This is a genomic window from Nocardioides sp. T2.26MG-1 (assembly GCF_950101795.1).
In the GTDB taxonomy this organism is placed as follows: Bacteria; Actinomycetota; Actinomycetes; order Propionibacteriales; family Nocardioidaceae; genus Nocardioides.
In genome coordinates, this window is record NZ_CATNLZ010000011.1 from 1 (window position 1) to 21,175 (window position 21,175).

22 protein-coding genes and 4 tRNA genes are annotated in these 21,175 nt (G+C 71.5%); 15 read left to right on the plus strand and 11 right to left on the minus strand.

All coding sequences use genetic code 11. The annotated features are described in order from the left end of the window. Positions 1–398 precede the first annotated feature (398 nt). Both QQZ14_RS09480 and QQZ14_RS09485 read right to left on the minus strand, forming a co-directional pair. A complete protein-coding gene (locus tag QQZ14_RS09480) occupies positions 399–1,136 on the minus strand; it encodes a tyrosine-type recombinase/integrase (protein WP_284534016.1) in 738 nt (245 codons plus the stop codon). Between the two features lie 76 nt (positions 1,137–1,212). Further along, positions 1,213–1,635, minus strand: a complete 423-nt coding sequence (locus QQZ14_RS09485) for a hypothetical protein (protein WP_284534017.1) — start codon at positions 1,633–1,635, stop codon at positions 1,213–1,215. A 615-nt stretch (positions 1,636–2,250) separates the two neighbouring features. Between QQZ14_RS09485 and QQZ14_RS09490 the strand changes: the two genes are divergently transcribed. The 3 genes from QQZ14_RS09490 (at position 2,251) to QQZ14_RS09500 (ending at position 4,435) form a co-directional block, all read left to right on the plus strand. Continuing rightward, the gene (locus QQZ14_RS09490; protein WP_284534018.1) at positions 2,251–3,354 is read left to right on the plus strand and encodes a hypothetical protein; all 1,104 of its coding nucleotides are present in this window, start codon (positions 2,251–2,253) and stop codon (positions 3,352–3,354) included. A 185-nt stretch (positions 3,355–3,539) separates the two neighbouring features. Continuing rightward, positions 3,540–3,959, plus strand: a complete 420-nt coding sequence (locus QQZ14_RS09495; protein WP_284534019.1) for a hypothetical protein — start codon at positions 3,540–3,542, stop codon at positions 3,957–3,959. 146 nt (positions 3,960–4,105) lie between these two features. Further along, positions 4,106–4,435 carry a helix-turn-helix domain-containing protein gene (locus QQZ14_RS09500; protein ID WP_284534020.1) on the plus strand — a complete coding sequence of 110 codons (330 nt, stop codon included), beginning with the start codon at positions 4,106–4,108 and terminating at the stop codon, positions 4,433–4,435. 469 nt (positions 4,436–4,904) lie between these two features. Here QQZ14_RS09500 and QQZ14_RS09505 read toward each other — a convergent pair whose 3' ends face one another. The 3 genes from QQZ14_RS09505 to QQZ14_RS09515 form a co-directional block, all read right to left on the minus strand. Then, complete coding sequence (locus QQZ14_RS09505; protein WP_284534021.1) at positions 4,905–5,330, minus strand: hypothetical protein; 426 nt, start codon at positions 5,328–5,330, stop codon at positions 4,905–4,907. A gap of 275 nt (positions 5,331–5,605) precedes the next feature. Beyond that, on the minus strand, positions 5,606–5,929 hold the full coding sequence (locus tag QQZ14_RS09510; protein WP_284534022.1) for a hypothetical protein: 324 nt from the start codon (positions 5,927–5,929) through the stop codon (positions 5,606–5,608). 125 nt (positions 5,930–6,054) lie between these two features. Then, a tRNA-Val gene (locus tag QQZ14_RS09515) sits at positions 6,055–6,126 on the minus strand. Positions 6,127–6,283: 157 nt separating this feature from the next. On the opposite strand from QQZ14_RS09515, the gene QQZ14_RS09520 reads away from it, so the two are divergent. Next, entirely contained in the window at positions 6,284–6,715 is a 432-nt protein-coding gene (locus QQZ14_RS09520) for an SsgA family sporulation/cell division regulator (protein ID WP_284534023.1), read from the plus strand. Between the two features lie 19 nt (positions 6,716–6,734). Here the strand turns inward: QQZ14_RS09520 and QQZ14_RS09525 are convergent, their stop codons facing one another. Then, entirely contained in the window at positions 6,735–7,550 is an 816-nt protein-coding gene (locus QQZ14_RS09525) for an aminotransferase class IV (protein WP_284534024.1), read from the minus strand. Between the two features lie 146 nt (positions 7,551–7,696). Here QQZ14_RS09525 and QQZ14_RS09530 point away from each other — a divergent pair. The 4 genes from QQZ14_RS09530 to QQZ14_RS09545 all read left to right on the plus strand — a co-directional run bounded on the left by QQZ14_RS09530 (position 7,697) and on the right by QQZ14_RS09545 (position 9,896). After that, positions 7,697–7,769 (plus strand) — tRNA-Gly (locus tag QQZ14_RS09530). A gap of 31 nt (positions 7,770–7,800) precedes the next feature. Then, positions 7,801–7,874: transfer RNA gene (locus tag QQZ14_RS09535), tRNA-Cys, on the plus strand. 25 nt (positions 7,875–7,899) lie between these two features. Beyond that, positions 7,900–7,974 (plus strand) — tRNA-Val (locus QQZ14_RS09540). A gap of 293 nt (positions 7,975–8,267) precedes the next feature. After that, on the plus strand, positions 8,268–9,896 hold the full coding sequence (locus QQZ14_RS09545) for a class I SAM-dependent methyltransferase (protein WP_284534025.1): 1,629 nt from the start codon (positions 8,268–8,270) through the stop codon (positions 9,894–9,896). Between the two features lie 237 nt (positions 9,897–10,133). On the opposite strand, the gene QQZ14_RS09550 is transcribed toward QQZ14_RS09545, so the two are convergent. Next, positions 10,134–11,132, minus strand: coding sequence for a hypothetical protein (locus QQZ14_RS09550; RefSeq protein WP_284534026.1), 999 nt, complete (start codon positions 11,130–11,132; stop codon positions 10,134–10,136). Between the two features lie 181 nt (positions 11,133–11,313). Here QQZ14_RS09550 and QQZ14_RS09555 point away from each other — a divergent pair, with 181 nt between their 5' ends. After that, positions 11,314–11,547 carry a hypothetical protein gene (locus tag QQZ14_RS09555; RefSeq protein ID WP_284534027.1) on the plus strand — a complete coding sequence of 78 codons (234 nt, stop codon included), beginning with the start codon at positions 11,314–11,316 and terminating at the stop codon, positions 11,545–11,547. On the opposite strand, the gene QQZ14_RS09560 is transcribed toward QQZ14_RS09555, so the two are convergent. Beyond that, positions 11,544–12,194 (minus strand): TetR/AcrR family transcriptional regulator, encoded by a 651-nt coding sequence (locus QQZ14_RS09560; RefSeq protein ID WP_284534028.1) that lies wholly within the window; start codon positions 12,192–12,194, stop codon positions 11,544–11,546. The two genes, QQZ14_RS09555 and QQZ14_RS09560, sit on opposite strands and share 4 nt — an antisense overlap. 58 nt (positions 12,195–12,252) lie before the next feature. On the opposite strand from QQZ14_RS09560, the gene QQZ14_RS09565 reads away from it, so the two are divergent. Further along, positions 12,253–12,777 (plus strand): cupin domain-containing protein, encoded by a 525-nt coding sequence (locus tag QQZ14_RS09565; RefSeq protein ID WP_284534029.1) that lies wholly within the window; start codon positions 12,253–12,255, stop codon positions 12,775–12,777. 99 nt (positions 12,778–12,876) lie between these two features. Further along, positions 12,877–13,941 (plus strand): NAD(P)-dependent alcohol dehydrogenase, encoded by a 1,065-nt coding sequence (locus QQZ14_RS09570; protein WP_284534030.1) that lies wholly within the window; start codon positions 12,877–12,879, stop codon positions 13,939–13,941. On the opposite strand, the gene QQZ14_RS09575 is transcribed toward QQZ14_RS09570, so the two are convergent. Beyond that, complete coding sequence (locus QQZ14_RS09575) at positions 13,929–14,582, minus strand: hypothetical protein (protein WP_284534031.1); 654 nt, start codon at positions 14,580–14,582, stop codon at positions 13,929–13,931. The two genes, QQZ14_RS09570 and QQZ14_RS09575, sit on opposite strands and share 13 nt — an antisense overlap. Before the next feature lie 167 nt (positions 14,583–14,749). Between QQZ14_RS09575 and QQZ14_RS09580 the strand changes: the two genes are divergently transcribed. The 4 genes from QQZ14_RS09580 to QQZ14_RS09595 are packed head-to-tail and all read left to right on the plus strand — an operon-like array spanning position 14,750 to position 19,193. Beyond that, positions 14,750–15,322 carry a 2-oxoacid:acceptor oxidoreductase family protein gene (locus QQZ14_RS09580; RefSeq protein WP_284534032.1) on the plus strand — a complete coding sequence of 191 codons (573 nt, stop codon included), beginning with the start codon at positions 14,750–14,752 and terminating at the stop codon, positions 15,320–15,322. Further along, positions 15,315–16,520: a transketolase C-terminal domain-containing protein gene (locus tag QQZ14_RS09585; RefSeq protein ID WP_284534033.1), complete on the plus strand. Its 1,206-nt coding sequence runs from the start codon at positions 15,315–15,317 to the stop codon at positions 16,518–16,520. The genes QQZ14_RS09580 and QQZ14_RS09585 overlap by 8 nt, the downstream gene beginning before the upstream one ends. Next, positions 16,517–17,557, plus strand: a complete 1,041-nt coding sequence (locus QQZ14_RS09590; RefSeq protein WP_284534034.1) for a thiamine pyrophosphate-dependent enzyme — start codon at positions 16,517–16,519, stop codon at positions 17,555–17,557. The genes QQZ14_RS09585 and QQZ14_RS09590 overlap by 4 nt, the downstream gene beginning before the upstream one ends. Before the next feature lies 1 nt (position 17,558). Next, positions 17,559–19,193 (plus strand): NAD(P)-binding protein, encoded by a 1,635-nt coding sequence (locus QQZ14_RS09595; RefSeq protein WP_284534035.1) that lies wholly within the window; start codon positions 17,559–17,561, stop codon positions 19,191–19,193. Positions 19,194–19,200: 7 nt separating this feature from the next. Here QQZ14_RS09595 and QQZ14_RS09600 read toward each other — a convergent pair whose 3' ends face one another. Continuing rightward, positions 19,201–20,505: a hypothetical protein gene (locus QQZ14_RS09600; RefSeq protein ID WP_284534036.1), complete on the minus strand. Its 1,305-nt coding sequence runs from the start codon at positions 20,503–20,505 to the stop codon at positions 19,201–19,203. 65 nt (positions 20,506–20,570) lie between these two features. Next, on the minus strand, positions 20,571–20,867 hold the full coding sequence (locus tag QQZ14_RS09605; RefSeq protein WP_284534037.1) for a hypothetical protein: 297 nt from the start codon (positions 20,865–20,867) through the stop codon (positions 20,571–20,573). Positions 20,868–21,175 lie beyond the last annotated feature (308 nt).

Consider the following 21,175-nt stretch of genomic DNA (forward strand, 5'->3'; position numbering starts at 1 on the left):
TCCGCACGAACACCACCGGCCGGACCCTACCGAGCCCCGGGGTGTGTCAATCAGCGACGCCGCAACGCGCTCACCTGCGAAGACGCCACAACGGTCACCGATCCACGGTCAAGTGGCACGAGTCAGGCCTGAGTGGGAAACCGGCCTCTCACCTGCAACAACGCTGGTGGGCGATACTGGGTTCGAACCAGTGACCTCTTCGGTGTGAACGAAGCGCTTTCAGGTCCTGAGCGTGGCTTGACGACGCTCCAGGGAACGGTTATCGCAGGTCAGATCGGGTGCTTTCTGGGTGGTTCCAGGCGGTTGCGTGTCACTCTGTCTAGGGAATCCCTAGGGAATCCGCCCCCATTCCCCACCAGCGGACGGGTAAGGACGACGCCGATCTGGAACGTCTGCTCTCACAACCAGTCGTCGTCTGGCTCCACGGCCACCGTACCGCCAGCGCCGCCGTCTTCGGCGGCGGCCGCGTCCTCCGCGGCGGCCCGCTCGGCCTCGGTGATTGCGGCGATCTTCGCCGACACGCGGCGCGCGACCTCGGTGTGGTCGACGGCGAACAGGTGCCGGTAGATGCGTCTGGTGGTCCGCTCGTCCTCGTGACCCATCTGCGAGGTGATGACGCTCGGGCCCTCCCCCGCCGCATAGAGGACGCTCGCGCAAACGTGACGCAGGTCGTGTGCGTCGTACTCGACACCGCACTTCGCCTGGGCGACGTAGAGGTGCTTGCGCCAGTGCCCGTAGGACTGGAACCCGCCCCCCTCGCCGCACATCAGCAGGGTCCAGCGTTGCACGGCCGGCACCCGCTTCGGCGGCCGGCCGGTCCTGGCAGCACGCGCTTGCCGGCGAGCCTCGCGCTCCGGCTCGAGCTCGGCTCCGCGCTTGCGGATCGCGTTCATCCGGCGGACCACCGGCAGCGCCTGGTCGACCAGGATCAGGTGGCGCAGCGCGGCCAGGGTCTTGCCCTCACTGTGCCGGTGGTTGCGCCGGCCGCCGGACTCAGTCGCGGTGTCGCGGACCCAGATGGTCCGTTTCGATGGTGCGACTAGCGCAGCCGGCAGCGCAGCCTGCTCCTCCCAGCGCATGCCTGAGTACGCCAGCAGCCTGACCAGGTCCCCGCGCCCTTCCCCATTGGGAGCCAACTGGCCGAAGTCGCGCGACGCGCCGTACGGCGCCGCGCCAGTCCGCGCTCGACCGCGGAGGGGCCGAGGCGATCCGTCAGCCCGCCAGCCGACCCGCCAGGACGGTCACGACGGCCCCGAAGATGCCACCGATCACCAGCAGCCACAGGTCGTCGCCCTTGCGCTGAAGGAAGTTCGGCCGAGCCGACCGGGGCACGAGGTACACCAGCCCGTTGCGCCGCAGAGTGGTCCGGTACACGTGCGCAGCGCCGAGCGCGGCGGTCGCAGCCACCGCGGCGCACGCCGCCGGGACCCAAACCGGGAAGTCGACGCCCAGGACGGCGAGCACGACGACCGCGAGCCCGGCCAGGGCGACATTGCCGAGGATCCCGAACGCCGGGGCCGAGTACCACCAGCGGACGTACCACGGCCGCCGTCCGGCGCGCACCACTGAGTCGACCCTCTCGAAGGCCCCGCGCAGCCGCAGGTCGTCCGTGTCGCTGACGTAGACGCGTGTCACCGAGCCGTGGGTCTCGAACGACAGGAGCCCCGGGCCGGAGCGGCGGATCGAGAACTCGCTGAACGGCCCCCCCGCCCTTCTCGGCGACTTCCGCGACCGTCGCCGCCTCCCACTCGCCGTTGGAGACCTCGACCGTGGTGGTGTCCGGCCCGAGGTCGGCCAGCACGCGCTCGATCTCCCGGACGTCCTCCAGGTACAGCCTGACCAGCGCGTAGGTCCGGGACTCGTTGCGTTCTCTGCGGACGGCCACCGCCCGATGGTCCCAGTCCAGCCGACAGTCCGCCGGGATTTCGCGCCGCGGAAGCGAGTTGTGCTGGGTCGCCCCCTGCCGCGGGACCCGCACCCGGATCACTCACTCATCAGTGCAGCGAGGCGGCGCCCGCGGGTACGGTGCGACCCCAGGTGCCGGGCGTCTCGATGGGACGTTAGCGGCCGGTCGATCACCGCCGCGTGCACCCCTGTTGATAGTCGGTTTGGACTCCTTGCCCAACGGGCAGGTACCCGACATTCCATCTCGGGGGAAGGACGAAACTCATCTCGATCCAGCCTGTTGTCGGCGTTCGGCGTCACCTGGCGGCCGCGCTCGGGGCGCTCTTGCTTGTAGCCACCGCGCTCATGCCGCTGGCCATCGCGGGTCCAGCCGAAGCGGCGTGTTCGCCGATGTACGTGCGCGGCAAGGCGGTGACTGGGGGTGGGAAGGTACTGAAGCGACACGACATCGCCGTCTTCCTGCACAAGCGCGACCAGCCGCTCGGTGGCGGCAAGACCAGCCGCACCGGCGCCTTCAGCATCAAGATCTGCCGGTCCAGCACTCTCGCGTCCGTGGCCCGCCGGCACACCGGCCGGCTCAACGTGGACGTCCTCACCCACCTACGCGGAGGCAACGGACCCTGGTACATGCGGATCGCGGCCGGCCACTACTCCAAGCCGACCATCACGATCCCCAAGGGATTCGTTGCTGCGAAGGTCACCGATGAGACCGTCTCCGCGCGACCGAGCGCTCGCGGGGGTGGCACGGTGGCGACGGGTGTTGCCGCCACGGACACGGTGCTGCGCGGGCCTGGACTGATGTTCGTGCAGGCGGCCCGGTACATGGAAGCCAACTACACCATCAAGTCTTCGAGCGTGAACAGCATCAAGGCAGTCATCGGCGTCGACAAGGGCGGCTACAAGGCAGCTGGCGAGATCGCCATCGAAGGAGTCAGCACCTTCGAGTCCGGCAAGGTGCTGAAGGCGACTCGTGCGAAGCCTCGCCGCGCGATCCTGGTACGCCCGGAGCTTGCCGTCACCAGCCAGTACACCTGCTACCACTACAACCCCTACTTCGGCGGCTCGCTGAACACCGGGAAGTGCGTGACCGAGTCCTCCGGCGAGTGGACCGGCGAGGTCAACAAGGACCAGGCCCGATTCCAGGGGTGCAACTCCGGTCGGGCACACGCCATCCGGTTCACGAACCGCGACCAGAAGTACCTCAAGACGTCCGAGGGCGTCACGTACTCTTCGACGGTGTCGGCGGGCGCACTAGGTAGCTCGCTCGCTGTGACCGCCAGCTACGGCAGCGAGACTGGCATCAACGTCACCTTCAACCAGGGCGGGAAGGTCCACAGGTTCTGCTCCGGCGGGAACGCCGAAACCATCGCAAAGTCATCAGCCCTGTACGTCGACTTCGTTCCGCCGCCGGCCGAGCCTTGCCAGCCACACCGCCCGTGCCACGGCTGACGCGGTCTGCCATCACCATAGGGACGGCGGCGGCCCTGCTCTTGAGCGCCGGCTGCCGAGGCAACGACAGCGACCCGCCGGCCCCGCCACCCTCCTCCACGGCGGATGCGTCCGCCTGCCCCGAGGGCCCGGGCTCGGGACAGACCACGGCCGGCGGGCCGCTACAGCTCCGCAATCAACACGGGGTGACGTTCGGGCGGGCCTACATCCCGCCAGGCACCTTCCAAGACGCCGGCGTCATCGAGCTCTTCAACAAGGGCACGACCGCCGTTCGAGTTAACGCCGTCACACTCGTCCCAGACCCAAAGGCATCACCGCTCGCCTTCCGCGGTGCGTTCATCCAGCCCAGCACCAACTACCTCGAGTTCAAGCCCGCCCGCGATCGCGACGTCTACCAACCGGCCGACGGCTACTGCCTGCCTCCAACCAAGGGTGGGTCGGCGCCGGTGCTCGTGCTGCGCATCGGGCCTACATTGCGGGCCGAACCGGTGAGCCGCACGGTCAGCCGCAATAACAGCGTGAACGTCGACTACACCACCCAAGACGGTGACCGGTACGTCGCCGTCTACCCCTACCAGTTCGAATACCCCAATCAACCCGATTGAGGTTCCGGCGGCGAGACCTGTGGACGCCGCCCTTCGGCAGTCCTCGATGAGGGCGACGGGTGCCGGCTTGCGCCGACGCCGCAGCGCCAGACGCCGCCCATACGAAGGTGATTGACCGACTTCGTGGCGCCTGCACCGTCCGCTCCGTGACCCCCCTCATCAAGTCCGGACCAGCCGCTCAGTACCTCGACGTCAGCGTCGACTACCTGTACAGGCTGGTCCGCGAAGGGAAGGTGCCGGCGCGTCGTGTGGGCCGCGGGCTGCGGTTCGACCCCGTCGAGCTCGCCGCTGTCGGCCGGACCGAGCTGGCTCCGGTCCGGACACCGGCCGCGGTCCTCGCGGCCGGGCCGGCCAGTGCGCCGGCTGCGCCCGCGGCTGCGAGGCGGAAGCTGCGTCGGGACGCGAGGCCGGCAGCCAGCATCCGCGAACAGCTCGCGGCTCTCGACCCGTACGCCCACATGCGTCGTGCCAGCTGAGAGCAGTCCGCCGCCGGTCGGCAGACCCTCACGGGCGCTCCATCGCCGGTGCGGCCACGTCGCAGTTGCACGCTGGGCCACCACCCTGGTCGTCGTGGCGCCCAACTGGAGGTCGGGCCCTCCGTCAAGGCGGATCCGGGGTCATAGATGAAGATGACCGCCTGCCGAGCGCGTGTAGGTGTCATCCCGCCGCGCACCAGCCGACGCCAGTGCTCAACCGCGTCGATCGGCCAGTCTGTCCGGACGTCCCGACGCACCGTCAAGAGCCGGTCGATGTTGACGGCGACCGCGAGGGACACTTCCTCGGCGTCGCTGGACGCTTCCAGGCGAGCCCTCGTCTCCCGGTAGGCGCGCCACAGGCGCTCCAGGGACGCCATCGACGCGTCCAGGCCGACGTTCTCGAACCAGTCGAGCCCGTGGTCTCGATCCGCTGCCCCCCTTGTCACTGGCCGCGTGACCGCGTTGTCTGTCACAGCCAGCCGGCCTTGAGGTCCCAGACCTTCCCGGCAAGCCGCTCGGCAGTGCCCTCGAGGCCGATGGCCCAGAGTCCCTCCGCAGTTCGTTCCAGATCCTCGAACCCGCGCGCCGGGAGGAACCGCCTCGAGCGTTCCTGGAGCATTTGCACGGCGGCCAGGGCACGAATCGTCGCGAGTGGGTGGAAGTCCGGGCAGTCGCCGTCGGGATGCATTACACACCCCCCGGTAGGCGGCTTGGCGACAAGCTCTCCGCACGAGGCACACGCCATGCATGACGTCTTGATGCGCCTGGGGTTCGACTTCAGGAGCCGGCCCGGCGTGCCGGTCACCGCCACGTACGTCTCAGCACAGTCGACGCCGCACAACGCTCGGATGGACCCGTCCGGGTACTCCACGCGGTAGGTAAGCAGATCGGACATGTCGACTCCATGAGAACGGGGGGACCACACTCTGCAGCCACGTCTTGTGTGCTGCGCTCATAGATCGTGCGCGCAGTGCCCCGGACGCCATTCGCCGGCAGCGGACCCGTGGCGGGACAACCCGCGGCACGCGTTCTGCTCCCACCACACGTCGCTGCCCCGACTGGACCTTGCTGGGTCGCTACCTGCCCCAACCTCCTGCGTGTGGCCTGGCCTGCGAGGCGCCGTCCTGGCGTCCTCACCAACTGTCACCACCGTGCCGCTGTTCCCCGGCGTCACACTCGAGGCAGCTGCGGCGGCGTAGCCAGCACTGCCCTCACCACGTCGACGAGCTCGGCGGTGACGTTGCTCGGCCTGTCCCGCGCCAGCCTGAAGACGACGTCCAGCCCGGCACGGCCGAGCTCTGCAGCCACCGGAGCCAGCAGCGCTCCACGGCGCTCGGCATCTTGCGCGCACTCTTCGAAGACGCCCGCGTGCTCGGGCCGCTCCTTGGCGCTGGAGCGGAACCTAGCCGCGATCCGCGAGCAGCCAGCAGGGTGCCACTGCTCCCACCACTCGCCGTCAACGTGCCCGTCAGGTGATGTCTCGAGGTCGTCCACGCCGCCGATGGTGCCTGAACCCGCGGACATCGCACCGCGGGCACTTCTAGGGAATCGTCAGGGAACGAGTGCGCGATTCGTGCGCAAGAGCGAAAGCCAAGACCGTCTGACCTGGGCTTTCTCGGTGGGCGATACTGGGTTCGAACCAGTGACCTCTTCGGTGTGAACGAAGCGCGCTACCACTGCGCCAATCGCCCGAGATGGCGCACCGCCGCGAACGGCGGTGCGGTCGGAGACTCTAGCGCACGGATCGGGTCGGTTCACATTCGGTGCCACCCCGAACCGGTGCCCGACACCCCCGAGCGAGCTCGCGCGAACCGCGTCACGGACCGGTGACCGGCCCGTCCCCTCACCGTGACCCAGCAGCCGCAGACCCGCGTCCTCTCCCAGGACCTCACGCTCCAGTGCCTCGACGCCTCGGGACGCTCGGTGGACCTCCCGTCCACCTTCGAGTACGACGCAGCGGACCCGTGGGCCGTGTGGATCACCTTCCGCAGCCCGCGCGACCAGGTGCGGTGGGCGGTCGGCCGCGACCTGCTGCTGCAGGGGCTCACCGACCCCGCGGGCGAGGGCGACATCCAGCTGTGGCCCAGCATCGACGAGAACGGGCGTGCCGCGGTCGTGATGGAGCTCCACTCCCCCGACGGTCGCCTGGTGACGCAGCTGCACACCCACGAGCTCTACCGGTTCCTAACCCGCACCCTGGCCATGGTCCCGGTCGGCGCGGAGTCCATCGACCTCGACGAGCTGGTCGCCGAGATCACCCGCACCTCGCCCGCCGGGTAGCCCGACGGCGCCAAGGACCTCAGAGCAGCTCGGGCTCCCGGCGGCGCCAGACCTCGCGCACCTCGGTGGTGACCGGTCCCGGCGCGGGCAGCTCACGCTCGTCCCACCGCGCCACGGCCTGGACGTCGCGGGTCGTGGAGACGAGGAAGACCTCACTGGCCCGCTCGACCACCTCGATCGGCTCGTCGACCTCGTGCCCGCCGTACCACTCCAGGACGAGCGCCCGGGTGACGCCGGCCAGGCAGCCGCTCGCCAGCGTCGGCGTGCGCAGCTCGCCGTCGAGGACGTAGAAGACGTTGGATCCGGTGCCCTCGCACAGGTGGCCGGCAAGGTTGGCGAAGATCGCCTCGCTCGCCCCGCGCTCGCGGGCGGCGGCGAGGGCGACGACGTTCTCGGCGTACGACGTGGTCTTGAGCCCGGCCAGCGCCCCCCGCTCGTTGCGGGGGTACGGCACGGTCGCGACGCTCGTGGTGTCGGGCCACGCCGACATCCGGTCCAGCACGACGATCACCGTCGGCGCCGCGTCCCCGCGGCCCGAGCCGAGTGGGGCGGGACCGCCGGTGACGGTGATCCGGAGGCGGCCGAGCGGGAGCGGCTCGCCCTCGAGGACGGCCGCGATCCCGCGGCGTACGGCGTCCTCGTCGACGTCCGGCAGACCGAGCCCGCGTGCGGAGCGGTGCAGCCGCGCGAGGTGCCGGTCGAGCGCGAACGGCCGGCCGTCGACCACCTTGATCGCCTCGAACACCCCGTCGCCGACGGTGAGCCCGTGGTCGGTGACGGACACCGCCGGTGCAGTGGCGTCGGACAGCAGGTCACCGTTGATCCAGGCACGCATGCGGCCCACTCTAGGAGGCGGACCTGGCGCTCTCGGCGGCCCCCGTCGGGGCGACGACGCGCGGTCCGGGGGGTGAATTTTGCATGGTCTGGGGCATCGGCTACTGTTCTCACGCACGCCGACCGGGAGTCCGGATCGGAGCGCAAGCGGACGTAGCTCAGTTGGTAGAGCGCAACCTTGCCAAGGTTGAGGTCGCGAGTTCGAGCCTCGTCGTCCGCTCGGAGAGGTCTCTCCCTGGTTTGGCCTCCGTGGTGGGTTGGCCGAGAGGCGAGGCAACGGACTGCAAATCCGTGTACACGGGTTCAAATCCCGTACCCACCTCCACGCAGTCCCCACTAACTCAAGACCCGGGCGATTGGCGCAGTGGTAGCGCGCTTCCTTGACACGGAAGAGGTCACTGGTTCAAACCCAGTATCGCCCACCAGTACTCGAGCCCCTGACCTGCGATCGCGCAGCAGGGGCTCGGTCACTTCCGGGTGCAAACCGGCCTGCCGGACTGACGCCCTGCGCACGGCGAGGCCCAGACCGCGCGCCCTTGCGGCGGTCACGTCCCGACGCTGGCTAGGTTGGGACATCAACTCCGGTGAACACCGAGCGACCTGAGCGCGACGTCCTGGTGTCACCTGTTCATCGATCCGGGGGTACAGATTGTTCAGCCGAGCTCGTCGTCGCAGGTCGCCGCAGCCCACGCACGCACCACCAGTCCGTCTGAGCGGCATGGTGGAGGCGTTCACCGAGAGCGAGGTGCGCGGGTGGGTCTCCGTGCCTGCCGACAGCCCGCCGACTGAGGTCGAGCTGCGGCTGGGGTCGATGACGGTGAGCAGGACGACCGCGACCCCCGACGGCGCCATGTCTGCCAGCCGCAAGAACGCCAAGGGCTCCCCCACGCCGTCGTTGCCTCCGCCCAAGGGAGACCGCCGGAACAGCCGAGGACAGATCCGGACCTTCACCTTCGCGATCTCCCAGCTCTGGGACTACGCACCCAAGGGGACGCCGCTGCGAGTCGTGGTCGGCTCACAGGTCCTCCCCATCCACGGGCACGGCATGTTCCTACGCGCCCCCCGGTCCGGCGGCCAGACGCCGCGGGACCTCCAGAAGCGCTTCGACGAGGGTCACCTCCTCGGGCGCACCGGCGTGGTGCAGATCTCCAAGCGCCTCGACGAGGTGTGGCAGTCCGCCGTCAGCTCGCTCTACGAGTCGACGCGTGCCCTGTTCGCCGAGGAGTTCGGCTACGACCTGTTCATCACCTACGGGACGTTGCTGGGGGCGATCCGCGAAGGCGGCTTCCTGGCCCACGACAACGACTACGACACGAGCTTCGTGAGCTCGGCGACCACCGGGCCCGAGGCGGCCGACGAGATGGTCAGCATCGCGAAGGTGCTGATCGCCAAGGGCTACCGCGTCGGCGCGATGGGCGGCGGACTCCATGTGTACCACCCGGCCCGGCCCCAGCACCGCATCGACATCTTCCACATCTACTTCGACGCCGACGGCGTCCTGCAGCACCCCTTCGGGTACGCCGGTGCGCGGCAGATCACCAGCGCTGACTGGAAGGGCACCCGCGAGATCGAGTTCGTCGGGCGTCCGGCGTTGGTGCCGGTGTGCGCCGAGGAGCTGCTGGCGACCTTCTACGGCGAGGACTGGCGTCTCCCCAAGACCGCCTTCATCTGGAGTGTCGAGAAGCGGGGCAACGACCGCACCGGCGTGATGACCTCCTCGCGGCTCACCGAGGTCTACTGGGCCGACTACTACGCCCACAACGTCCATGCCGACGCCTCGACGTTCGCGCGGTTCGTGCAGGACCGCCTGGGCTCGGCCCCCCTCACCGTGATCGACGTCGGCTGCGGCGACGGCCGGGACTCGATCTACTTCGCCACCCAGGGCCGCAAGGTCCTGGGGCTGGACCGCGCCGGCGTGGCCATCGAGCACGCGCGGGAGAAGGCGGCGCAGGGCGGCCTGGACGGGGCGCGCTTCGAGGTGTGCGACCTGGCGGACGGGGCCAGGCTCGCCGAGGTGCTCGACGACGCGGTCGACCGTCCGCTGATCTTCTACAGCCGCTTCGTGCTGCACGCCGTCGACGTGCGCACCCAGGCCGCGCTGCTGGACGCGATCGACGCGCAGGCACGGACCGGCGACCTGTTCGTCGCCGAGTTCCGCACCGACAAGGACGAGGAACGGGTGAAGGTCCACCCGAAGCACTACCGCCGCTACCAGAGCGCCGCCGCGTTCCTGGCCGACCTGCGCGAGCGCGGCTGGGTGATCGACTACGACGTCGAGTCGGACGGGTTGGCACCGTGGGGCGACGAGGACCCGGTCCTATGCCGGGCGATCGCCCGCCAGCCCTGACCCGACGCCGGATCCACCGGAGCAGCCACAGACGTAGCAAGCCCCGCCGGTGTCTCGGGTCACCGGCGGGGCTCAGGGAGAACACTACGGACCCGTCTGGCTCCAGGCCAGCGGATCGCCGCTGTCTTGCGGGAACGTAGAGGTGCGCGGTCAGGCGGATGCCGACGAGGACGAGAAGCTCGACGCATCCACGAAGGGCGCGGCGAGGGGCCGGGAGGACGAGCAGCCGTCTCGAGGTCAGACCGCGACCTCGACCGGGGCCGGTGCGCTGGCGGGGTCCACGCGGTCCGCCGTACGACGCGACGGCAGCCATGACACCAGCCGCGCCGTGGCGGGGTCGGAGCCGTAGGCCAGCAGGGCGAGGAAGACGCCGTACACCGGCAGGTGCCCGACCAGCTCGGTCTGACCGAACAGGATGAGCGTCGCGTTGAACGGCACGGCAGCGACCATCACGGCGACCTGCGGGAGCGCCCCGGAGATGACCAGCAGCCCGAAGAGCAGCTCCACGGACCCGGCGACCACGATGAACGTGTCGGTGGACATCGGGATGCCGACCAGGTCGAAGACGTTGAGCGACGGGAAGTCGTGCAGGGTCATCCGGGCCAGGACCGGGTTGGTGAACTTCTCCGTGAACGCCAGGGCGATCAGCGCGATGCCGACGCCGATGCGCATCGAGAACAGGCCCCACCGGACGGCGTCCGCGCTGGGGGCGACGGCGCCGTGGCGGTCGACACCCGGGGGCACGATCACCAGGAAGGCCGCCACCGCGGCGAGGTTGGCGCACTCGAGCAGCGCCACCGGCCCGGAGACGACGCCCAGGACCGGCCCGAAGGCGAGCACCAGCGCGGCCGCCGGGCGCAGCCGGTAGCCGGTGACCAGCCAGATCCCGAGCCCCGCCTCGACCAGCAGCAGCGTCTTGCCCGCCACCGAGTCCAGGTCGTCGATCGCCGGGGTGAGGAACGCCCCGGTCGCCGCCAGCGCGAGCAGCGCGACACCCAGGTGGATGCCGAGGAGCCGCGGGATCCACGGGGTCAGCCGGCCGACCCGTGCCAGCACCGCGAGCTCGGGGTTGGGCAGCCGGGCGGCCGCCGCGCGCCACACGAAGGTCACCGCGACCATGACCACGACGAGCGCCAGGGGCAGCGGCGAGAGGAAGAAGCCCCAGTCGTGGCCGGCGGAGGACTCTTCGAACCAGGTCTCGTGCGTCGGCAGGATCGAGAGGGCGAGGGCGTGCATCAGGCGGCTCATTTCGTTCGTGGGTCGTCATGGTCGTGCAGGCGTCGGACTGACACGTCACGCTTTCACGGGGGACACCGCCGAGCCGCGAGTCGCCCGGCCCCTCCTCGGGTGACGTAGGGCCTTTGGTCCTGGGACCTCGGACCGCACTCGACTCGAACACCTGTTCTACTCTGGGCAGGTGGGAGCCTCCGACCGCGACACCGGCCAGCGCGGCAACACCGCGCCCCGGCACGTCTGGGTCAATGTCACCCGCAACCCGGCGCACCGCTCCCCCGGCGTGCTGCTCGACTGGCGGCGCTGCCCGGACGGGCGATGGGAGGCGCTGGTCGCGTGGGCCGAGGGCGGCGGCAACATCCGGCCCCGCGCGCACCTGGAGTGGGTACGCCGGGAGCACGTGAGCCCGGCCGGCTAGCCCCCTGGCGCGAGCAGGGTCCGCGTCCACACGTCGGCGACGAGCTCGGCGTACTGCTCCGGGGTGTAGCCGGCGTCGGCGAGCAGCCGGAAGTAGTCCGGCGAGTTCATCGACCACACCAGATCGGCCACCTGCTCATCGGTCAGGTCGGGACGCAGCCGGCCGGTGGCGCGCAGGTCGGCGGCGAACAGCCGCATGTTCGCCCGTCGCCGGCGGCCGATCGACTCGCGGACCTTCAGGCACTCGGACTCACGGGTGCCCGCCTCGCGCAGCGCCAGGTCGAGCGGGACGACCTGCGGGAGCAGGCCGGCCAGCGCCTCGGCGTACTGCCGGATCTTCTCCTGGGCGGTCGGGGCGGCTCGGATGCGGCGCACATAGTCGCGCTCCTCCGCCGGGACCGGCTCGTCCGCCGAGCCGAGCACCATGTCGTGCACGGCGAGGAGCAGCTGCGGCTTGCGCCCGACGCTGGCGTAGACGGTGTCCACGGAGATCCCGGCACGGCGGGCGACGTCGGCCACCGAGGTCGCCGCGTAGCCCTGGGTCGTGAACAGCACCCGGGCGGCGGCCAGCACCGCCCGGCGGGTCGACGCCGCCTGGTCGCGGCGGGCCGGCGAGACGTAGCGGCGGGGCTTGACGGGGTCGGGCACGCGGCCTAGCGTACCCCTATTCATCCGAAGCAGGTTCGGATCAATTGAGGTGGTCGCCATGACGCACACCGACACCGAGCACGACACCGAGCACGACGTCGCCGTGGCCCGCGAGCCCGGCACCGGACGCGGCATCTGGGCGATGGGCTCGATCTTCGAGCACCTCGTCGGGCCCGAGCACACCGGCGGCACGCTGGGCGTCGCCGTCGTCACCCAGCCGCCCGGGATCGCCACTCCCCTGCACCGCCACCACCACGAGGCCGAGGCGTTCTACCTCCTCGACGGGGAGATGACCTACGTGGCCGGCGAGGAGAGGTTCGAGCTCGCCGCGGGCTGGTTCATGTACCTCCCGCGCGGCCTCCCGCACGCGTTCCGCATCCGCGGTGACCACCCGGCCCGCTTCGTGGCGCTGACCGTGCCCGGCGGCCTCCTCCGGCTCTACGACGAGGTGGGTGTGCCGGCCACCGCGCTGCGCATCCCCGCCGAGGGCGACGGCCGGCCGATGGCCGAGGAGATCGGCCGGTGGGCCGAGATCGGCCCGCGCTACGGCCTCGAGGTGCTGGGGCCGCCGATCCCCGAATAGGCGGGACCTTCTCCTCCCCGGCACGTGCCCGCCGCCTCCTGCGCCCCGGCTCGCCCCCGGGCACACTGCGGGTGACGACTCGTACCGGAGGTGGGAGTGGTGAAGGCGCTCAGGCTGCGCACGTGGAAGTCCGACCCGGTGCTCGAGGAGCTGCCGGTACCCGAGCCGGGCGCCGACGAGGTGCTGGTCCAGGTGGGCGGCGCGGGGGCGTGCCACTCCGACCTGCACCTCATGCACGAGTTCGAGCCAGGCGCGCTGCCCTGGTCACCGCCGTTCACCCTGGGCCACGAGAACGCGGGATGGGTGCACACCCTCGGCGCCGGCGTCACCGGACTCGAGCCGGGCCAGCCGGTGGCCGTGGTCGGGGCGTGGGGCTGCGGCGTGTGCGCGCACTGCCTCGCGGGCGTCGAGACCTACTGCGAGCGACCCGACCTCGCGCCGGTCCCGTCCGGCGGCGGCGGTCTCGGCCTGGACGGCGGGATGGCGGAGTACCTGCTGGTGCCGGGCGCTCGGCACCTCGTGCCGCTGCCCGAGGGGCTCGACCCGGCGACCGCGGCGCCGCTGACGGACGCGGGGCTGACGCCCTACCACGCCGTACGGCGCTCCCTCGCGAAGCTGACGCCCGGCGCGACGGCCCTGGTGGTCGGCGTCGGCGGCCTCGGCCACCTCGCGATCCAGATCCTGCGGGCGCTGTCCGCCGCCCGCGTGATCGCAGTCGACCCGCGCTCCTCGGCCCTCCGGCTGGCCACCGAGAGCGGTGCCGACGCGGCGCTGACGCCCGGACCGGCGACCGCCGCCGAGGTCCGCGAGCTCACCCACGGCGTCGGGGCCGACGTGGTCCTCGACTTCGTGGGCTCGGACGAGACCCTCGCGCTAGGCGCCCAGGCGGTGCGCCAGCTCGGGGACCTCACCGTGGTCGGGCTGGGCGGCGGCACCCTGCCGTTCTCGTTCTTCGGGGTGCCCTACGAGTGCAGCGTGCAGACGACCTACTGGGGCAACCGCACCGAGCTCGTCGAGGTCCTCGACCTGGCGGCCCGCGGCCACCTGACCGTCCACGCCGCGACGTTCCCGCTCAGCCAGTCGGCGGAGGCGTACGCGCGGCTGGCCCGCGGGGAGATCGACGGACGCGCCGTGGTGGTGCCGAGCCGGGCCTACCGGCCCTGAGTCCCGGGCTGGCTGCCCGGCTGGTTGCCCGGGTTGGCGCCGGGACGCGGGCCCGGACGGGTCTCGGCGGTCTCGGCGAGCCAGGCCCGGAACCGACGGGGGTCGCGGCGCTCGAGCTCGTCGAGCAGCCGGCCGCGCTCGGCGACGACCTGCAGCAGCTCCTCGGCCGAGGCGTCGGCCCGGTGCACCTCGTCGTACGACGAGCGCCACCGCTCGGCCAGGTCGCGCTCGCTGAGCCGGGTCGGGTCGTCCACGGCGGGCGTGGCGGCCTTGCCGCGCAGGCTGCGCAGCACCATCTCGACGATCGGGGGCGCGGTCACGGTCATGCCGACCAGCACCACGGCGGTCCAGCCGTCGACGATCGCGGGGAACCCGGCGACGACCACGGCACCGGCGGCGCCGTACCGCGCGCCGACCGAGCCGGCGACCCGCCGGTCACCGTCCGGCTCGACCCAGGCGACGCCGAACGCCGCCCCGAGCACCGCCAGGCACACGGTGATGCCGGCCAGCGGCGCCCATCCGATCGCGACGGAGCCCGCCACGATGCCGACGCCGACGAGCAGGACGACCACGGCGTTCCACAACACGCGGTAGCGCCGCCGCGCCCGGCTCTCGAAGACCCGTTCCGGTGTGCCTGTCATGCCCTCACGATCCGCCCGCGCCGACCGGGTCGGCAGGGCCGAAAGTGCGCCGAACGAGGGACGTCCGTCCCACGGGGCCGGCGCTCCGGGCACGAGGGGCAGAACGTCGCCAGCCTGGGGGACCTTCGGCCCTGCGCCGTCGAAGCGGGCGCGACGAATGTAATGGCGTGTTCAACGTCCGGTTCCACGGCCGAGGTGGCCAGGGTGTCGTGACGGCGGCGGAGATGCTCTCCGCCGCCGCTTTCGACATGGGCCAGCATGGCCAGGCGTTCCCGACCTTCGGGTCGGAGCGCACCGGCGCCCCCGTCGTGTCCTTCTGCCGCATCCACGACCTCCCGATCGGCTTCCACGAGCCGATCTCCGTCCCGGATGCGCTGGTCATCCAGGATCCGACCCTGCTGCACGTGCTCGCCGTGCTCGAGGGCGCGACCCCGGTCACGTACCTGCTCGTGAACACCTCGCGGTCGTTCGCGGACATCGGCTTGGAGGGGTACGTCGACTGGCTCGCCCCCGGGCGCGCGGCGACGCTGCCCGCGACCGAGATGGCCCGCGACCTGCTGGGCCGACCGATGCCGAACACCGCGCTGCTCGGGGCCTTCGCCGCGCTCACCGGCGTCGTCACGCTCGACGCCGTGACGACCGCGATCCGGCAGCGCTTCGAGGGCGTCCTGACCCCGGCCATCATCGAGGCGAACGTCCAGGTCGCCACCCGAGCGTTCGAGGTGATCTGCCATGTTTGAGCAGCTGGAGGGGTCCAAGGCGGTCGCCAAGGCCGTGGCCCGGTGCCGTCCGGACGTGATCGCGGCGTACCCGATCTCACCGCAGACCCACATCGTGGAGGCCCTCTCCGACTTCGTCCGCAACGGCGAGCTCGAGGGCTGCGAGTACCTCATGGTCGAGTCGGAGTTCGGTGCGATGTCGGCCTGCATCGGCGCCTCGGGCGTCGGGGCGCGCACCTACACCGCGACCGCGAGCCAGGGACTGCTGTTCATGGCCGAGGCCCTCTTCAACGCCTCCGGTCTCGGCCTGCCGATCGTGATGACCGTCGCCAACCGCGCGATCGGGGCACCGATCAACATCTGGAACGACCACTCCGACTCCATGTCGCAGCGCGACGCCGGCTGGGTCCAGCTGTTCGCCGCCTCCAACCAGGAGGCCGTGGACCTGCACGTGCAGGCGTTCGTGCTCGCCGAGCGGCTCTCGCTGCCCGTGATGGTGTGCATGGACGGCTTCGTGCTCACCCACGCCGTCGAGGACGTCGACCTCCCGGAGCAGGAGCAGGTGGACGCGTTCCTGCCGACGTTCGTGCCCCGTCAGGTCCTCGACCCGGCCGACCCGATCACGATCGGCTCGATGGTGGGCCCCGAGGCCTTCACCGAGGTCCGCTACCTCATGCACGACCAGCAGCTCGCCGCGCTCGAGGAGCTGCCGAAGATCTCCGCCGACTTCGAGTCCGCCTTCGGCCGGAGCAGCGGCGGGCTGGTGCGCCCGTACCGCACCGAGGACGCCGACGTGATCGTGGTCGCCCTGGGCTCGGTGCTCGGCGGCGTGAACGAGGTCGTCGACGCACTGCGCGACGAGGGGGTCGCCGCAGGGTCGCTCGGCATCTCCTGCTTCCGCCCCTGGCCGGCCGACGCGGTCCGCGAGGCCCTCGCATCCGCCCGCACGGTCGTCGTCGTCGAGCGCGCGTTCGCGCCCGGCGTCGGCGGCATCGTCGGCCAGGACGTCCGTCTCGCACTCCGCTCCGCTCACGGCCAGGGCCCGGAGGTGTACGACGTCGTCGCCGGCCTCGGGGGCCGCCCGGTCACCCGCGTCTCGCTGCGCCGGCTGCTCGACGACGTCCTCGCCGGCCGGCTCGACCAGCACGAGCTGCACTTCCTGGACCTCGACCACGACCTGCTCGAGCGGGCCGGCACACCCTGGAGGGGGACCACATGACCGGCCCCGTGACGGATCTCAAGCTCTACCAGGTCGGCACGTTCGCTGCCGGCAACCGACTCCTCGACCTCGAGCAGCGCTCGGTGCAGGCGCACCCCGACCGCGCCAACTCGATCACCTCCGGCCACCGCGCCTGCCAGGGCTGCGGCGAGGCGCTCGGCGCCCGTTACGTGCTCGACGCGGCCATGCGAGCGGCCGGCGGCGACGTGGTGGTCGCCAACGCGACCGGCTGCCTCGAGGTCTTCTCGACCCCCTACCCGGAGTCCTCCTGGCAGGTCGCCTGGCTGCACTCGCTGTTCGGCAACGCCCCGGCCGTCGCAGCCGGCATGGCCGCCGGCCTGCGGGCCCGCGGTCGCGACACCCGGGTGGTCGGGCAGGGCGGCGACGGCGGCACCGTCGACATCGGGTTCGGCTGTCTGTCGGGCATGTTCGAGCGCAACGACGACGTGCTGTACGTCTGCTACGACAACCAGGGCTACATGAACACCGGCGTCCAGCGCTCCGGCGCCACCCCGGCCGCGGCCCGCACCGCCAACACCGGCACCGCCGGGCCCGAGCCGGGCAACTCGTTCGGCCAGGGCAAGTCGGCGCCGCTCATCGCGATGGCGCACGAGATCCCGTACGTCGCCACCGCGACCGTCGCCGACCTGCGCGACCTCGAGCGCAAGGTCGAGAAGGCGATGAGCATCCGCGGCGCCCGCTACCTCCACGTGCTGGTCCCCTGCCCCCTGGGCTGGGCGGCGGGGCCCAGCGACACCATCAAGCTGGCCCGGCTCGCCGCGCAGTCGGGGATCTTCCCCGTCTTCGAGGCCGAGCACGGCGAGGTCACCGCCGTCACCCCGATCCGCCGCCAGGTCCCCGTCGAGGAGTACCTCCGCCTCCAGGGGCGCTTCGCGCACCTGTTCGGCAAGCGTGCCCGGCCCGATCTGGTCGCCCGCATCCAGGCCGGCGCCGACCGCAACATCGCCCGCTTCGGCCTGATCGACGCCGACACCGAGACCCCGACCGCCACCGAGCCAGGAACCGGGAGCGACTGACATGGACCACCCGTTCGCCATCACGCTCGACGTGGGCACCAGCCGGGCCAACAAGACCGGCTCCTGGCGCACCGAGCTCCCGATGTACGTGCACAACCAGCCGCCGTGCAACCAGGGGTGCCCGGCCGGTGAGGACGTCCGGACCTGGCTCTACGAGGCCGAGGAGGGCGGTGACGCCTACGAGCGCGCGTGGCGCAAGATCATGGAGGTCAACCCGTTCCCCGCGGTGATGGGCCGGATCTGCTACCACCCCTGCGAGACCGGCTGCAACCGCGGCCAGGTCGACGAGGCCGTCGGCATCAACTCCGTCGAGCGCTTCCTCGGTGACGAGGCGCTCCGGCAGGGCTGGACGGTCAGCGTGGACCACCCCTCGAGCGGCCTGCGGGTGCTCGTCGTCGGCGCCGGGCCCTCCGGTCTGTCGGCGGCCTACCAGCTCGCGCGGCTCGGGCACGCCGTCACGATCGTCGAGTCGGCTCCCAAGGCCGGCGGGATGATGCGCTACGGCATCCCGGAGTACCGCCTGCCTCGCGACGTCCTCGACGCCGAGATCCAACGGATCCTCGACCTCGGCGTGCGCCTCGAGCTCGGCGTCACGGTCACCGACCTCGACGCGACGATGCGCGAGGGCCGCTACGACGCCGCGTTCCTCGCCGTCGGCGCGCAGATCGGTCGGCGCGCCTACCTCCCGGCCGGCGCCGCCTCGCACGTGGTCGACGCGGTCAGCCTGCTCCACGAGCTCGGCGACGGCGAGCGCCCCCTGCTGGGGCGCCGGGTCGCGGTCTACGGCGGCGGCAACACCGCGGTCGACGCCGCGCGCACCGCGATGCGGCTGGGTGCCGCCGACTCGGTGGTCGTCTACCGGCGTACCCGCGACAAGATGCCCGCCCACGACGCCGAGGTCCGCGAGGCCGAGGAGGAGGGCGTCCGGTTCACCTGGTTGTCCTCGATCACCCAGGTCGAGCAGGGCTCGTTGACCATCGAGCGGATGGAGCTCGACGAGACCGGGTTCCCCCAGCCCACCGGCGTCACCGAGGAGCTGCCCGCCGACTCGCTCGTGCTCGCGCTCGGCCAGGACACCGACCTGCGCTTCCTCGAGGGCGTCGCCGGCATCGAGGTAGACCACGGCGTCGTCACCGTCGACGACCAGATGATGACCGGCCGTCCCGGCGTGTTCGCCGGCGGCGACATGGTGCCCGACCAGCGCTCGGCCACCGTCGGCATCGGCCACGGTCGCCGCGCCGCGGCCGGCGTCGACGCCTGGCTGCACGGCCGGTCGGCGCCGCGGACCGAGGTGCGGTCTCCCGCGGCCTTCGAGGCGCTCAACACCTGGTACTTCGCCGACGCGCCCCGCGCCCACCGTCCGCTGCTCGAGGCGGTACGCCGCTCCTCGACGTTCGACGAGGTCGTGCAGTCGCTCGACGCGGACCACGCGCTCTACGAGGCGCGCCGGTGCATGTCATGCGGCAACTGCTTCTCGTGCGACAACTGCTTCGGCGTGTGTCCCGACAACGCCATCTCCAAGACCGGGGACCCGGACGCGCCGTACGCGATCGACCTCGACTACTGCAAGGGCTGCGGACTGTGCGCCGCGGAGTGCCCGGCCGGCGCGATCCGGATGGTGCCCGAGGAGATCTAGGATCCTGCTAGCCTCGATCTTTCGCGGGCCCCGCTGATCGGGGGTTGCGCGGCGTGGCCTCGCACTCGGTCATGGTCTCGGCCGCACAGCGGTCGAACCCGTCGCTGCCGTTCGCCGAGTCCACGCCCGGCCCGCCGATCAGCACGTCGTTGCCCAGCCAGGAGCCACGCAGGTCGTCGTCGCCGGGGCCGCCGTACATGGCGAAGCGCTGGCCGGGCTCCTCGCAGGTCTTCGTGAACTTCACGTAGCCGGAGAAGACGAGGACGTCATCGCCACCCCGGCCTCGCATCACCTCCGGACACGCGAGCGTGGTGAGGACGTTCGGCCCCGCGTCCCCGGCGATCCGTGCTGAGGCCGTGGTGACGGAGGCGTTCTCGAAGCCCGGGATGCGGTACTGCGGCGGACCGGCGTTGCCGAAGCCGACGTCGAAACGGTCGGTGGCGAGGTCGATGAGCACCTCGACCCGCACCCACTGTCCGACCGAGATCTCGTCGGTGCCGGCCCCGCCATCGATGAGCGGCGCTCGCCCGCTCGGCTGGATGCTCCTGTTGGACACCTCCAGATCGGCGACGTCGTCGCCACCGCCCAAGCGGATCAGGCGGACCTGGGCCGCCGGCATGTGCACGAACTCCTCCGCCGCGGTGCCGAAGAACCGGTACTCGTCCCTCGCGGCGACCTGGTGGCGACGGGTAGCCGTCCCACCGGCGAAGGTCTCCAGCCCGACCCCGGTGACCGTCCGGGGCGAGGTGGGCCGGGCGCCGGTCCTGAAGTCGATCGTCCACCGTCCGTGGAGGCGGGTCCCCAGCGACAGGGAATCCCTGCCGTCACCGCCGTCGATCTCGACGTGCGGGTCTGTCGTGCCCGCGTAGATACGGATGTCGTCGTGGCCCGCGCCGGTCGCGATGCGGCCGGTGGTGGGGTTCACGTCCCAGACCTCGTCGCGGCCCGGCCCGCCCACGAACTGGTCAGCGCCACTCAGCTCGATGGTGCCGGAGACCGACGGGTCGGTCGGCTCGAGGTCGCCACTGCGGTCGACCACGTCGGTGCCCGGGCCGGTCAGCACGAACACCCGCCCCGCGGTGTTCGTCGTGCAGATCAGGTCGTCGCCGCCACCGGCGTCGACTCTGGTCGCGCCGTTGCTGACGATGACGTCGTCGCCCGGGGTGCCCTCGACGCTCCCCTCGGGAACACCCACGATCGTCGCCGCTATCTCGCGACAGGTCTCCCCCGCCGCGGTCGCTGGCGCCACGAGCTCAGGAACGCTGAGCGTGGCGAGACCGAGCGCGGCCGCGACGACCCACCGAGACGTCATCCGAGTCGTCGTCCGAGACATGGCGCCAGCCTACGCGGGCGGGATGCCCACGATGGCCGACTCGACTAACGGGCCTCGACCGGCGGTCCGCCGGCGCGCAGCCAGCGGTTGTAGCGGGCCGGGTCGCGATGCTCGAGCGCGTCGAGCATCAGACCGCGCAGCACCACGAGCTGCTGGGCGCGGCGGGGGTCCCGGGCTGCCTTCAGGGCGTCGTTGGAGAGGTACCAGGCCGCGGTCAGCTGCTCGCCGGTGAGCCGGCCGACCAGCCTGCGCTGGACCTCGACGTCGGCGGCGGGGTCGAGTCGGATCGGCTCGACCTGCGGGCGCGGCGCGCGCGGGCGCGACTGCCAAGGGAGCTGCATGACTCCACCTCCGTCCTCTGCCTCCAGCCTGCGCGCTGCGGCGATGACGCAGGAGGGTCGATGGTCCTGGGACCCTGGGACCTGCGACCGAGAGGGCCGGCGATCGGCCTGCGCGAACGGGCCCGAACGGGCACCGGAGCGCGAGGACAGGGAGTGGCCCGAGGGCAGCGACGACCTCGAGCCGCCTCCCTGTCGACGTAGCGCTCCCCGGGTTCCGTCTCCCGGAGGAGGATCACACCGGCGTCTCGGGTCACCGACACGATCCAGGACGACTGTAGGCAGAGATCGGCCTCCGGCGAAGCCGGTTG

Excerpts from the sequence above, each read along its gene's own strand:
- QQZ14_RS09490 (WP_284534018.1), top strand. The coding sequence starts at position 2,251 with ATGCCGCTGGCCATCGCGGGTCCAGCCGAAGCGGCGTGTTCGCCGATG.
- QQZ14_RS09505 (WP_284534021.1), bottom strand. The coding sequence starts at position 5,330 with ATGTCCGATCTGCTTACCTACCGCGTGGAGTACCCGGACGGGTCCATC.
- QQZ14_RS09525 (WP_284534024.1), bottom strand. The coding sequence starts at position 7,550 with ATGCGTGCCTGGATCAACGGTGACCTGCTGTCCGACGCCACTGCACCG.
- QQZ14_RS09545 (WP_284534025.1), top strand. The coding sequence starts at position 8,268 with ATGGTGGAGGCGTTCACCGAGAGCGAGGTGCGCGGGTGGGTCTCCGTG.
- QQZ14_RS09550 (WP_284534026.1), bottom strand. The coding sequence starts at position 11,132 with ATGCACGCCCTCGCCCTCTCGATCCTGCCGACGCACGAGACCTGGTTC.
- QQZ14_RS09565 (WP_284534029.1), top strand. The coding sequence starts at position 12,253 with ATGACGCACACCGACACCGAGCACGACACCGAGCACGACGTCGCCGTG.
- QQZ14_RS09575 (WP_284534031.1), bottom strand. The coding sequence starts at position 14,582 with ATGACAGGCACACCGGAACGGGTCTTCGAGAGCCGGGCGCGGCGGCGC.
- QQZ14_RS09585 (WP_284534033.1), top strand. The coding sequence starts at position 15,315 with ATGTTTGAGCAGCTGGAGGGGTCCAAGGCGGTCGCCAAGGCCGTGGCC.
- QQZ14_RS09590 (WP_284534034.1), top strand. The coding sequence starts at position 16,517 with ATGACCGGCCCCGTGACGGATCTCAAGCTCTACCAGGTCGGCACGTTC.
- QQZ14_RS09595 (WP_284534035.1), top strand. The coding sequence starts at position 17,559 with ATGGACCACCCGTTCGCCATCACGCTCGACGTGGGCACCAGCCGGGCC.
- QQZ14_RS09600 (WP_284534036.1), bottom strand. The coding sequence starts at position 20,505 with ATGACGTCTCGGTGGGTCGTCGCGGCCGCGCTCGGTCTCGCCACGCTC.
- QQZ14_RS09605 (WP_284534037.1), bottom strand. The coding sequence starts at position 20,867 with ATGCAGCTCCCTTGGCAGTCGCGCCCGCGCGCGCCGCGCCCGCAGGTC.